Consider the following 13,634-nt stretch of genomic DNA (forward strand, 5'->3'; position numbering starts at 1 on the left):
TAATCGACTTTTATGACGGTTAAATGAACAAAAAATGGCAGTTTCAAGATCGGAAAATTTCTCAACACAAGTGACAAATTTGAATATGAAGCTTTTGTGAAAATAACGTCTGGGCTATTTACGACCGTTTAAATTGGTTGTTAAAGTAACTGTAAATACTGGTATAGTCCAAAATGAAAATCACGAGAATTGAACATGAGAAACGAATACTTACTTCTGACACCGGGTCCTCTATCTACTTCTGAAACTGTTCGTCAAGCGATGCTAAAAGACTGGTGTACTTGGGATGATGAATACAACAAAGACGTTGTTGAAGTGATACGTAGCAAGCTTGTGACTTTGGCGACTAAGCAAACGGGTTACACGAGCGTACTGATGCAAGGTAGCGGCACCGCTTCAGTTGAAGCAACAATCGGTAGCGTTATCTCTAAAAGCGGCAAGCTTCTTGTTGTTGATAACGGCGCGTATGGTGCTCGGATTGCTCAAATCGCAGAATATTTAAACATTCCATGCCATGTCGTTTCCCCAGGTGAAACATCACAGCCTGACTTGAACGAAATGGAAACGGCATTGGCTATGGATTCAGACATTACTCACGTTGCGATAGTGCACTGTGAGACCACTACGGGTATGTTGAATCCAATCGAAGACATCGCCAAATTGGCAAAACAGCACAACAAAACCGTCATTCTAGATGCGATGTCGAGTTTTGGTGGCATCCCTATGGATATTGCTGACTTAGGTATCGATTACATGATCAGCTCGGCAAACAAATGCATTCAAGGTGTACCTGGATTCGGCTTTGTTATTGCGAAGCAATCGGAACTGGAAAAATGCAAAGGCCAAGCTCGTTCATTAAGCCTTGACCTGTTTGACCAATGGCACTGCATGGAAAGCAACCATGGTAAATGGCGTTTCACCTCTCCAACTCATACAGTGCGTGCTTTCTACCAAGCTCTACTTGAATTGGAGCAAGAAGGTGGCATCGAAGCTCGTCATAATCGTTACCAAACCAACCAAACTACATTGGTTGCAGGTATGCGCTCTCTTGGCTTTGAGCCACTGCTTAATGATGATCTTCATTCACCTATCATTACTTCTTTCTATTCTCCAACTCATAGCGATTACCAATTCAAGGAGTTCTATGACCGTTTGAAAGAGCAAAGATTTGTGATTTATCCGGGCAAGGTTTCAAACGCAGACTGCTTCCGTATCGGTAACATCGGTGAAGTTTACCCGTCAGACATTGAAGACCTAATTGGCGCGGTGAAAAACGCTATGTACTGGGACATCAAATAATGACGACGACCAATCAAGAGCCGATTCTAAAGGCCACACACTTTCGAAGCGAAGGCGATGTGAACACCACGCCAGCACGCGAAAAATGGAACGAGTCGCTAAACGATGATGCAACTCAAGCGATGTTAAAACGTGACTCAGACGTGTTTCTTCATCAAGCGATGTCAACGCCTTGCCTAGACACACTTACAGCCGCTGAAGGCATCTACATTCAAGATGCGACGGGCAAAAAGTACATGGACTTTCACGGTAACAATGTTCATCAGCTTGGTTATGGCCACCCACATATTATTAATAAAGTGAATCAGCAAATGGCGTCGTTGCCATTTTCACCACGTCGCTTCACCAATGAGACGGCCGTTCAGTGCGCTGAAAAACTCACACAGATCTGCGGTGGTGATTTGAATCGCGTGTTGTTTGCTCCCGGTGGCACATCAGTGATCGGCATGGCGCTAAAACTTGCTCGACATGTCACCAACAATTTCAAAGTAGTGTCATTGTGGGATTCATTCCATGGCGCGTCACTCGATGCAATTTCAGTGGGTGGCGAAGCTTGTTTCCGCGAAGGCATGGGGCCATTAATGGCTGGCGTAGAACGTATTCCACCAGCGGTTTCCTATCGTGGTGCTTTTCCGCTTAGAGACTCTTTATCGCTTCGCGGGCAAAACTCCGGCGATGCGAACGAGACCGCATGTGATGTGCATTATGCGGATTACCTAGAGTACGTGATTGAAAAAGAAGGTGGCATTGGTGCCTTCATTGCCGAAGCAGTGCGTAACACAGACGTTCAAGTACCAAGCAAAGCTTACTGGAAGCGCATCCGTGAGATCTGCGATAAGCATAACGTCATGTTGATCATCGACGATATTCCAAACGGTATGGGTCGCAGTGGCGAATGGTTCACTCACCAAGCTTTTGATATCGAACCTGACATTCTTTGTATCGGTAAAGGTTTTGGCGGCGGCTTAGTACCAATCGCAGCCATGATCACTAAAGACAAATACAACACGGCAGCGCAAGTATCTCTTGGTCACTACACCCACGAAAAAAGCCCAATTGGTTGCGCGGCAGCACTCGCCACCATGGAAGTGATAGAGCAAGAAAACCTACTTGAAAAAGTACAAGCGGACAGCGCATTCGTGCGTGAACAACTGCTTCAAATGAAAGAGGAGTACCCAGTCATTGGTGACATTCGCGGCATCGGCCTGCTTTGGGGGGTGGAATTGGTCACCGATCATATCACCAAAACCCGAGCTTTCGATGAAGCGGAAGCCGTGCTTTACCAATGTCTAAACGAAGGCCTGAGTTTCAAGGTGTCACAAGGTAATGTGATTCAGTTAAGCCCACCATTGATCATCAGCCGCAACGAACTAGAAGTCGCTCTGTCTGTATTCGAAAAAGCGATAGCAAAAGTCTGCAAAGACTTTGAATACCTTTAAACCACCTTTTAAAGCATGTCTTGAGGCAACAATTTAAAGCATGTCTTGAGGCAACAATTTAAAGCAACCAATAACCTAAAACCTAAAACAATCATTCATCTCCCAGAACAACTTGAGCTGGGAGAGAACAGAAATAGGACACGACTATGAACACAACATCACCTATCCAAGCGGTTATCTTTGACTGGGCTGGCACTATCGTTGATTTTGGATCATTTGCTCCAACCAGTATTTTCGTTGAAGCATTCAGACAAGGTTTCGACTTTGATATCGACTTAGCAGAAGCGCGTGAACCTATGGGGATCGGCAAATGGGACCACATCCAAGCAGTGGGTCGAATTCCAGCTGTTGACGCTCGTTGGAAGGCTCAGTTCGGACGCTCGATGACAAGTGAAGACGTTGACGCGATCTACGCGGCATTCATGCCTCTTCAAAAAGCGAAAGTAGCCGATCACGCAGCACCTATTTTGAATGCGATAGAAGTGGTCAATAACCTAAAAGAGAAGAATGTGAAGATCGGGTCTTGTTCAGGTTACCCACGTGAAGTGATGGATGTTTTAATTCCTGCTGCTGCAGATTACGGTTACCGACCAGATAACGTGGTAGCGACCGATGACTTACCTCAAGGTGGTCGCCCTGCTCCATTTATGGCACTGAAAAACGTAATCGACCTAGGTGTAACTAGCGTTGCTGCGTGTGTAAAAGTAGACGACGCAGCACCGGGGATCGATGAAGGTCACAACGCAGGCATGTGGACCGTTGGACTTGTATTATCGGGGAACGAAGCAGGCTTAACATACCAAGAATATTTAGATGCAGACGAGACAACACTTGCAGCTGCACGTGAAAAAGCAAGCGTTAAGCTAAACAAATCAAACCCACACTACCTAATCGATACTATTGCAGATTTACCTGGAGTGATTGCAGATATTGAAAAGCGATTGCTTGAGGGTGATCGTCCATAATTCAAGCAAATCCAATTATGTAACCTAATAATTCGTCAGAATAAAACTTAAAACCTCGTATCAACTAACCGTGATACGAGGTTTCTTTGTTTTCCAACATTTAAGACAACATTTAATTGACAAACAAATCAGTAAATAGCACCTTAAATATATAATTTTTAACAATTTCATTGACTCCAATACGCAATCAGATTAACAATACGTCAATGAATTCTAAATCGTTTCAACCTGAGCCAACGCCTTGATTTACTTACTTTAGCAGTGTCGTAAACCAGTAAGTTATCTTTTATAAGCAGGTTCAGACAAAAATAAAAAATAAACCCAAGGATAAGATTATGAAAAGACTGTCAAAAATCATGTGTGCTGTCATCGCTGCTTCGGGATTGGCTTCGGCTCCATCTATCGCTGCAACCACTTATGTGGGTGCAAAAGTGGGCATGGGCTGGTTAGACAGTGCGTGTGTTGACGGTACGAAGTGTGATGATGATGCAATCGGCGCAGGTATTTACTCTGGCTATAACTTCTCAGACAAGTTTGGTATTGAATTAAGCTCTGATTTCCTTGGAGACTACAAAACTAGTTTTACAAAAAATGGTACTACAAGCCAATTCAGCGACCCAATCATTGCCATCTCATTGACTCCAATGTACCGCCTAGCAGTACAACAAGAATTCGACGTATTCTTTAAAGCAGGTCCTGCTTACATTTCACACGGTGGCGAAGATGACGTTGTTCTTTCTGCTGGCATCGGTCTAGAGAAGCAGCTTTCTTCTGATTGGGCAGTTCGTGTTGAATACCAATATTTTGATGATTTCGACGACAACTACGTTCAAGACCTGAACTCGAACCTACTATCAGTCGGTGTTAGCTACAACTTCGGTACTGGCAACACAACAGCATCAGCGGCGGCTGCAACAGCTTCTGCAGTAGCAGTGACTCAAGCGCCATCTGAGCCAATCACAGAGCCTGCAGTTGTCGTTGAAGAGAAGATGGCTGTCGTTGTAACTAAAGCGCAAACAGAAAGCTACTCTCAAGAAATGTTCGCAACTAACAGCACTGAACTATCTACAGATGGTAAAATTGCGCTAATGCCATTAGTTGAAGTACTAAAAGCTCACCCTCAGTCTTCAGTAACTGTTGTTGGTCACACAGACTCAACAGGTGCAGCTGAGTATAACCTTATGATCTCTAAGAAACGTGCTGCTGCTGTAGCCGCATACATCGAAGAGCAAGGCATTGAAGCAGACCGTATTACAGCTTCAGGTGAAGGCGAAGAGAATCCAATTGCATCAAACGCTACAGCTGAAGGTCGTGCTCAAAACCGTCGTGTTGACGCAACGATCCCTGGTTTTGAATACCAAGAAGAAGTCAAAGTTGAAGAAGTTATCGTAGAAGCTGCTGAATAACAGCACTCTACCTTAGTTAAAATAATAAGGGCGGAGCACTTTAAAGTGCTCCGCCCTTTTCTTTATCTGGCTATGCCTATAAACCGCAAGCGATAAGCCGTAAGCCGTAAGCCGTAAGCCGTAAAGATTAGCCTACCGCCAAGCTGTACAATCAGAAGACTAGACGATTTCCCAACTATGAGTCATCTCTACGCCTGCACCTAGCATCAGACATACTGAACAGTATTTCTCTAATGAATCCGCACAGACTTTAGCAACAAGCTCAGGATCAAGGTTGTCACCCGTTACTTCAAAATGAATATTAATAACGGTAAAGATTTTTGGTGCGGTTTCACGGCGTGTTGTTTCAAGTTTTGCATTACAACCTGTGATGTTTTGGTCAGCAGATTTCAAACCATCAACCACATCAACAGAGCTACAACCACCAGCCGCCATTAACACCATTTCCATCGGGCTTGGCGCAGTTGCACCACCACTTCCATCCATCACGACAGAGTGACCTGATTGAGATTGACCTAGGAATTTAAAGCCTTCGACCCATTTAACTTCTGCTTGCATGCTGTTCCTTAGATGTACGAAAACGTCATCATTATTTGGTATTTTATATCAATGCCTACACCCTACTACTGGCAGCATTTATGAGCAAGATTTTCTATTTGAGATATTTTTTTCATGAATAGTGTAATTTTTTCCATCTAAAACCTGTCTCTATTCGTACATTCAAAATCGAATGAGAAAAACGTCAAGATGAGGTATCTATGAATAAATTATCTAAAATATTGGTATCACTCGTGGTTGCACTACCACTGATTTCGCTGTTTGTAAGCCAGACTGGCACTGCCAATACAATGGATAAAACGGCTAATTCAGGTAAAACTGAAATCGCGACACTGGCTGGTGGTTGTTTTTGGTGTACAGAATCCGATCTAGAAAAACTGACAGGCGTGACAGACGTTATCTCTGGGTATTCTGGTGGTGAATCAGAAAACCCAACCTACAAACAAGTTTCATCGGGTAAATCTGGCCACATCGAAGTAATCAATGTGACCTATAACCCTGATGTGGTCAGCTATGAACAGGTGCTTGACCAATTCTTCCAACACATCGACCCAACCGACGACAAAGGCTCTTTCGTAGATAGAGGTCCACAATATCGACCTGCTATTTTCTATCATAACCAAGAACAGAAAGACGTCGCTCAAAACTTCATGATGGAGATCGACAAAGCTCAGATCTTTGGTGAACCACTAAAAACAGAACTGATTAAGTTTGAGAAATTCTGGCCAGCAGAAGATTACCACCAAGATTATTACAAGAAGAGCAAGGTTCGCTATAACTACTACCGCTACGCTTCTGGTCGTGATCAGTACCTAGATAAAGTCTTCGGCGATGATAGAAAAGAAAACCCGCAAACGATCCGTCAGATCATCGATGGTAAGAATGCGACAGCCAATGCTAAGACATACAGCAAGCCGTCTGATGCAGAGATCAAAGCTTCTCTAACTTCACTGCAATACGATGTCACACAAGACGACGCAACAGAGCGCCCGTTTGATAATAAGTACTGGGACAACAAGCAGGAAGGTATTTACGTTGATATCGTAACGGGTGAGCCTTTATTCTCTTCAAAAGACAAATACAAATCAGGTACAGGTTGGCCGAGCTTTACACAGCCAATCAGCGAGGCTTATGTTGTAACGACTACTGACTACAAGCTGCTTTACCCAAGAACTGAGGTTCGCAGTAAGTTTGGTGATTCTCACCTAGGACATGTATTTAAAGATGGTCCAAAACCAACGGGGTTACGTTACTGCATGAACTCAGCCGCAATGCGCTTTATCCCAGCGGATAAACTGGCAGACGAAGGCTACGAAGAATATATTGAAATGTTCGAAGGCTAAGAACTCAGAAACTTACTATAAACCTCTAAAAAACAAAGCCAGCATATTCGCTGGCTTTGTTTTTCTAACGCACTAACAAGAAGGGTTAACCTTAGCCTGTTAACCTTATTAACCCGTTAGCACCGTATCTTCAGGGTATTTCAACAACGAAGGCTCAGGGCGAGCTAACATGTAAGCCAAAGTCAAAGGTCCGATTCGTCCAATCACCATTACCACAATCATGATGTATTTCCCTAGTTCAGTTAAGTTTGCGGTTAAGCCAGCTGTTAAGCCAACCGTTGCAAAGGCTGAAATCACCTCAAACATCACTCGGTCAAACGCGGCCTGCTCAGTAAGCATTAACAAAAACATTGCAGTGGTTAATAGCGCCCCACTTACCACAATAATGGCCAATGACTTTGTTACCGCTTGCCAGGTCACAGTACGTTTAAACATCACGACATGCTTTTTCTGACGTAGGAATGTCCAAGTCGCAACAAATGCAACCGCAAAGGTCGATACTTTAATCCCACCACCAGTGGAAGTTGAACCAGCACCAATCAACATCAGTACTATCATCACCAACAATGCAGGTTGCGTATATTGAGACAAATCCACACTGTTAAAACCAGCAGTACGAGCACTCGCTGACTGAAAAAACGCCGCCAGCCACTGCCCTTGTGTCGACAAGCCCTCCATCGTCGCTGAGTTATTTCTCTCCAATAACCAAAACATCACCGTGCCCACCAACAATAACGTCGGTGTCGCCGTTAGCATAATCTTGGTGTGTAAGTGCAGATGTTGGAAGCCTTTCCGCCAGTTAGTCGATAGGTCGCCCACGACAGTAAAACCTAATCCGCCGAAAATGAACAAGCCTGCTAAGGTAAAGATCACCAGTGGATCGTCAACAAAGCTCACCATACTGTCTGAGAACAACGCAAACCCTGCGTTATTGAATGCGGAAATCGCGTGAAATAACGCGTAAAAGCTCCCTGTTGCCCATCCCATTTCAGGAACCCAACGAAAACAGAGCAATACGAAACCTATAAATTCCGCCACCAATGCAAAAATGATGATCTTCTTCACTAACTTCCTGAGGTTAATCTTACGATCTTGCCCCAATGCTTCTTTCGCTAATGCTTGCTGTTTCAAACTTAGCCGAACACCAAACATATAGAGCAGCACCGCAGAAAGGGTCATTTGCCCTAACCCGCCGACTTGCATCAAGAACATCAGTAAGATTTTGCCAGCCAAGGTGAAATGCTGACCGGTATCAACAACACCTAAGCCTGTCACACTGATCGCCGACGTGGCGGTAAACAGTGCATCCGTAAAGCTTAGACCTGTCACAGAGAACACGGGTAGGGTCAACAATATTGCAGAAGGGATAAGTACGCCTAAGAAGCTCGTAAGGATAATCTTAGGTTCAGAGCCTTTACGTGGCTTTTTATCACTCTTAAGTGTGTAGAAAGTACCTTTTCGTTTCAACGAATTCATACTGTTACCTTATTTCCGATTGCCAGTTACCAATTGCGTAGCTTTCTAGATAAGGTCTCTTTCGGCCCAGCGATGATCACCACATCCCCAATTTCTAAACTCACATCCAGTTCAGGTGCTTTAGTTAGGTTCGGGCCTCGCTTGAAACCAAGTACCTCAACACCATTTTCTTTGCACAGCTTAAGGTCACCAAGTTTCTTACCCAAAAAATTAGAACCAATAACAATTTCCGTCATCGCTAAACCGCTGCCAAGGTCGATAAACTCAAGAACACGTCTATCCAACATTTTACGCGCAACGCGAATACCCATGTCTCGCTCGGGCATGATGATATGATCGGCACCAATCTTAGAAAGGATCTTGCCGTGAAACTTATCGTTCGCCTTCACCCAAACGGCTTTTGCGCCTGATTCTTTTACCACTAGCGTCGTTAGAATACTGGAGTTAACATCAGAGCCAATCGACACCATCACCATGTCGTAATCGTCCAACCTTAATTCTTTAACTGTCTCTTCGCTCGTGCAGTTCGCAACAATCGCTTGTGAAACAAAATTGGCCGCTTCTTTCACTCGCTCTTCATCAATATCGACAGCGAGCACCTGCGCCCCTGAACTTTGTAGCTCTTTGCATACAGATAACCCAAAACGCCCTAAGCCGATAACTGCATATTGTTTGTCACTCATTTATTACTCCACTTACAAAGCTACGTAGCATCGAAAACAAATAACAAAATTGTCTTCATACAAAAAAACGACTATATATCCATATAGAGATACAATTGTCAGCTAATCGATTGATTTATAAAGGTAGAGAACAAAAGTGATTTCTGCTAATTTCTAACCCATAATTTCTGCGGCAGTACACACAATGAATGAATTCATAACCCAAGTACAAACCTACATCAACCAGAGCCATAGCGATTGGGCAAATAGCGTCCTGTTCATCACTATTGCGAGCTTTTTCGCTTGGGTCGCTTGGCGAATTGTCCATAATCGCCTGGAAATCTTGGTCAAAAAAACCCAATTTCATTGGGATGACCTACTGCTAGAGGCCTTAAAAACACCTGTCAGTACGTTGCTTTGGTGCTGGCCTGCTACCGTGTCTGTTGGCTTGATTCTTCAAGACCAGTTTGGTAATGAAATCAACTGGCTAAGAACACTCAAACACATACTGATCATATCTACGTTTGTTTGGTTTACGCTGCGAATGATCAGTAACTCTGAAGAGTATGTCTTAGAACAGAAAACCAGAGACGAAACCACCGTTCAGGCTATCGCGAAAGTTGCTCGCTTGTTCTTTATGGTGATGGGCGGCCTGACCATCATGCAGGCGTTTGGGCTGAGCCTATCGGGTTTGCTTACCTTTGGTGGTGTCGGTGGTTTAATCGTCGGTTTAGCCGCTAAAGATCTACTGTCGAATTTCTTTGGCGGCATGATGATTTACTTCGACCGCCCTTTTAAAGTCGGTGATTGGATACGCTCTCCCGATCGTCAAATCGAAGGTACTGTCGAACGCATTGGCTGGCGCATGACGATTATCCGCACTTTTGACAAGCGTCCTTTGTACGTTCCAAATTCGGTGTTCAGTAGTATTGTGGTAGAGAACCCATCGAGAATGTTGAATCGTAGAATCAATGAAACTTTTGGTCTTCGTTATCAAGATGCAGACAAATTGGCGCTCATTGTTGATGATGTAAGAACCATGCTCGAGACCCACCCAGATATTGATGCCAAACAAACGTTGATCGTTAACTTTGACAAATTTGGGCCATCAACACTGAACTTCTTTATCTACACCTTCACAAAAACGGTCAACTGGATCAGGTACCACAAGGTGAAGCAAGGCGTTCTGTTACAGGTTCTGGCGATTATTCATAAACACAATGCAGACATCGCGTTCCCAACACAGACACTCAAGATTGACCCTCAAGACTTTTCTAATGTTCAAGGTCATAACAGCGTTCAAAGCCTAGGTGATAATCAGAATGTTAGCGATCCCAAAGATATGTTGAACTCCCCTACGGAAGGTCATCGATAGTCAACATCCTTCTTGGTTATCGATAAATAATAAGCGTGAAGCGTGGTAATATGATGGCAGTATTCTAATGCACACAATTACCACTCTATGATTTTACCTGTCATCCTAGCTGGCGGCTCTGGAAGCCGCCTCTGGCCACTGTCTCGAGAGCTCTATCCTAAGCAATTCCTGAATATTGCTGGCGAACAGTCGATGCTTCAGCAAACACTTCAACGCCTGCAAGGTATCGACGCACGCCTAACGGATAGCAGCTGCGATGCGCCATTCATCATCTGCAATGAAGAGCATCGTTTTATCGCTGCTGAACAAATTCGCTCAGCTAACGTACTGCACAGTGGCATTCTGTTAGAACCTGTTGGTAGAAATACTGCGCCAGCCATCGCACTTGCAGCCTTGCAAGCCTTGACCAAGTCTCATGACTCTAAAGGAGAAGCGGCTGACCCAATCTTATTAGTGCTTGCTGCCGACCATCACATCGCTAAAACCTCTGAATTCCAACAATCGATTAACCGTGGTGTTGAGTACGCAAAACAAGGAAAACTGGTGACATTCGGTATAACCCCAAATGCTCCAGAGACTGGCTATGGCTACATCAAACAAGGGCAACCTCTTATCTCTAGCCTACAACTAGAAACCAACACTACAGACCAACCAACCCATTATGCTTACGACATTGAGTGCTTTGTAGAAAAGCCCGATAAAGCAACCGCAGAAGCATACATTCGCTCAGAACAGTACCTATGGAACAGTGGCATGTTCATGTTTAAGGCATCACGCTATCTTGAAGAACTCACCGAACACCACCCCGAGATATTAGCGGCTTGTAAACTCGCTCTTGCAAAGCAAAATACCGACCTCGACTTTATCCGTATAGATGCCGAAGCATTCAAAAGCAGTCCGAGTGATTCCATCGATTATGCCGTGATGGAGAAAACCTCGCACTCAGCTGTGATCCCGATGGATGTCGGTTGGAATGATATTGGCTCATGGTCTGCTATCTGGGATGTAAGCGACAAAGATGAGCATAACAACGTCATTGAAGGTGATGTGTTAACCGTCGACTCTCAACACAACTACATCCATGCTGAAAACAAGCTAGTTGCTACTGTAGGTGTCGATAACCTGATTATTGTCGAGACCAAAGACGCTATATTAGTCGCAGATAAAGACAAGGTTCAGGGTGTTAAATCGATTGTTAGCCAACTAAGTCAAGCAGGTAGAACAGAGCATATTCATCACCGTGAGGTATTTAGACCTTGGGGTAAATACGATGTGATTGATTTAGGAAAGCGAGACAAAGTTAAGCGTATCACCGTAAAAGCGGGTCATCAGCTTTCACTTCAGATGCATCATCATAGAGCGGAACATTGGGTAGTAGTAGCTGGCACTGCGAAAGTGACCAACGATGAGAAAACCTATCTCGTCGAAGAAGATCAATCGACTTACATCCCTTTAGGTCACATCCACTGCCTAGAGAACCCTGGCAAGACACCTCTTGAAATGATTGAAGTTCAAACTGGCAGCCATTTAAGTGAAGACGATATCATTCGATATCAAGACAGCTATGGGCGAGATGTTCGAAGCGAACAAGCTTCTTCGTCTCAGAACAAAAAATCGAAATAGAAGCGGCTTCAATCAAATGAAACCAACATTAGATCTTAGCTGCTTTAAGAACAACGACATTCGCGGCATTATTGGTAGCCAAATCAATGAGCCGTTTGCCTATCTGCTTGGAAAGGCGTTTGGTGAATATCTCCTATCAGGAAATGCCAAGACTCCAAGTGCATGGCATCCAGTCGTTATTGGTCGAGATAACCGTGAAACGTCTTTGTCACTGCAAGAAGCCATTACTGCAGGCTTAATCGAGTCCGGGATAAGCGTCATTGATCTTGGGATGACTGGCACTGAAGAAGTCTACTTTGCGACTCGTCACCTAAAAGCGATTGGCGGAATACAAATCACAGCCAGCCATAACCCAATCAATTACAACGGAATGAAACTGGTCGGTGCTTACGCTAGCCCCATCAGTAAAAACAGTGGGTTAGATAAAATCAAACGACGCATTAAAGAACTGTATCAAGAGCTGAACGCCGATTTGCCGATCGTTCATGTTCAATCAAATAACTCCTGCATATCAACTAGTATTCTCGCCCCTTATGTAGACCACCTACTCTCCTATATAACACCTTCTAAACTTTCACCAATGAAGATTGTGGTTAACGCAGGAAACGGTGTTGCCGGACATGTCATTGATGCTTTAGAGGAGCGTTTCAATAAACTCAATGTTCCAATCACTTTCATCAAGGTTCACCATGCCCCTGACGGATATTTTCCTAATGGCATTCCCAATCCATTGATTATAGAAAACCAAATAGCGACTCGAAATGCTGTGTTAGAACATACGGCCGATCTAGGGATTGCGTGGGATGGTGATTTTGATCGCTGCTTTTTCTTCGATGAAAAAGGCAATTACATTGAGGGTTACTATATTGTCGGGTTGCTCGCTGAAGCCTTCTTGTTAAAAGAACCTAACTCGACTGTGTTGCACGATATGCGTATGACATGGAACACGATTGAAGTCGCCAATAAGCTTGGTGGGAAGGCTGTTGCAGTCAAAGCTGGGCATGCGCTCATCAAAGAGAAGATGCGAGAATTAAACGCTGTGTACGGTGGTGAAATGAGTGCGCACCATTATTTCCGTGACTTTGGGTATTGCGATTCAGGAATGATTCCTTGGCTGCTTGTTATCGAACTGATGTCGAAAACTCAACAATCTCTTCACCAATTGACCAATTCGAGTATGGATAGATTTCCCTCTTCAGGAGAGATCAATCGTAGGGTTTCAGACCCAGAACAAGTCATGGCTTATGTGTTGTCGCACTATCAAGTTGATGCCGTTGAGATCGATCACACAGACGGGCTCAGCATGAATATGGGCACATGGCGCTTCAACTTAAGAAAGTCCAATACAGAGCCGTTGATACGCCTCAACGTGGAAACCAAGCAAGATAGAACTTTACTGTCACTTAAAGTCGACGAGTTACTGTCTTTTCTCATTTAAGAGTACAAGGCACTTTCCGCTTACAACTAAGAACCACAAAAAAGCCCTTA

Annotated in this window: 11 protein-coding genes; 8 read left to right on the forward strand and 3 right to left on the reverse strand. The window is 44.1% G+C overall.

The genetic code is table 11. From position 1 onward, the window contains the following. Nucleotides 1–195: 195 nt before the first annotated feature. The 4 genes from phnW (at nt 196) to AACU28_RS06825 (ending at nt 5,109) form a co-directional block, all read left to right on the forward strand. Nucleotides 196–1,299 carry a 2-aminoethylphosphonate--pyruvate transaminase gene (gene phnW, locus AACU28_RS06810; RefSeq protein ID WP_004730149.1) on the forward strand — a complete coding sequence of 368 codons (1,104 nt, stop codon included), beginning with the start codon at nt 196–198 and terminating at the stop codon, nt 1,297–1,299. Next, nucleotides 1,299–2,738 carry an aspartate aminotransferase family protein gene (locus AACU28_RS06815; protein ID WP_121602637.1) on the forward strand — a complete coding sequence of 480 codons (1,440 nt, stop codon included), beginning with the start codon at nt 1,299–1,301 and terminating at the stop codon, nt 2,736–2,738. Before phnW ends, AACU28_RS06815 begins: the two co-directional genes overlap by 1 nt. 146 nt (nt 2,739–2,884) lie before the next feature. Continuing rightward, nucleotides 2,885–3,703, forward strand: coding sequence for a phosphonoacetaldehyde hydrolase (gene phnX, locus AACU28_RS06820; RefSeq protein ID WP_004730152.1), 819 nt, complete (start codon nt 2,885–2,887; stop codon nt 3,701–3,703). A gap of 335 nt (nt 3,704–4,038) precedes the next feature. Then, on the forward strand, nt 4,039–5,109 hold the full coding sequence (locus AACU28_RS06825) for an OmpA family protein (RefSeq protein ID WP_121602638.1): 1,071 nt from the start codon (nt 4,039–4,041) through the stop codon (nt 5,107–5,109). Nucleotides 5,110–5,268: 159 nt separating this feature from the next. Here AACU28_RS06825 and AACU28_RS06830 read toward each other — a convergent pair whose 3' ends face one another. Next, on the reverse strand, nt 5,269–5,667 hold the full coding sequence (locus AACU28_RS06830) for an OsmC family protein (protein WP_121602639.1): 399 nt from the start codon (nt 5,665–5,667) through the stop codon (nt 5,269–5,271). 200 nt (nt 5,668–5,867) lie between these two features. On the opposite strand from AACU28_RS06830, the gene msrB reads away from it, so the two are divergent. After that, nucleotides 5,868–7,010 carry a peptide-methionine (R)-S-oxide reductase MsrB gene (gene msrB / locus AACU28_RS06835; protein ID WP_121602640.1) on the forward strand — a complete coding sequence of 381 codons (1,143 nt, stop codon included), beginning with the start codon at nt 5,868–5,870 and terminating at the stop codon, nt 7,008–7,010. 108 nt (nt 7,011–7,118) lie between these two features. Here msrB and AACU28_RS06840 read toward each other — a convergent pair whose 3' ends face one another. Then, the gene (locus tag AACU28_RS06840) at nt 7,119–8,486 is read right to left on the reverse strand and encodes a TrkH family potassium uptake protein (RefSeq protein ID WP_121602641.1); all 1,368 of its coding nucleotides are present in this window, start codon (nt 8,484–8,486) and stop codon (nt 7,119–7,121) included. A 26-nt stretch (nt 8,487–8,512) separates the two neighbouring features. Then, the gene (locus tag AACU28_RS06845; protein WP_017079662.1) at nt 8,513–9,169 is read right to left on the reverse strand and encodes a potassium channel family protein; all 657 of its coding nucleotides are present in this window, start codon (nt 9,167–9,169) and stop codon (nt 8,513–8,515) included. Nucleotides 9,170–9,353: 184 nt separating this feature from the next. On the opposite strand from AACU28_RS06845, the gene AACU28_RS06850 reads away from it, so the two are divergent. From AACU28_RS06850 to AACU28_RS06860, 3 genes are all read left to right on the forward strand, one after another. Then, a complete protein-coding gene (locus AACU28_RS06850) occupies nt 9,354–10,523 on the forward strand; it encodes a mechanosensitive ion channel family protein (RefSeq protein ID WP_121602642.1) in 1,170 nt (389 codons plus the stop codon). 87 nt (nt 10,524–10,610) lie between these two features. Next, the gene (locus tag AACU28_RS06855) at nt 10,611–12,146 is read left to right on the forward strand and encodes a mannose-1-phosphate guanylyltransferase/mannose-6-phosphate isomerase (protein WP_121602643.1); all 1,536 of its coding nucleotides are present in this window, start codon (nt 10,611–10,613) and stop codon (nt 12,144–12,146) included. A 16-nt stretch (nt 12,147–12,162) separates the two neighbouring features. Further along, nucleotides 12,163–13,584 (forward strand): phosphomannomutase CpsG, encoded by a 1,422-nt coding sequence (locus tag AACU28_RS06860; RefSeq protein ID WP_121602787.1) that lies wholly within the window; start codon nt 12,163–12,165, stop codon nt 13,582–13,584. The last annotated feature ends 50 nt before the right edge of the window (nt 13,585–13,634 follow it).

The sequence above is a fragment of the Vibrio sp. SBT000027 genome (assembly GCF_963894355.1).
GTDB classification, from domain to species: Bacteria; Pseudomonadota; Gammaproteobacteria; order Enterobacterales; family Vibrionaceae; genus Vibrio; species Vibrio splendidus.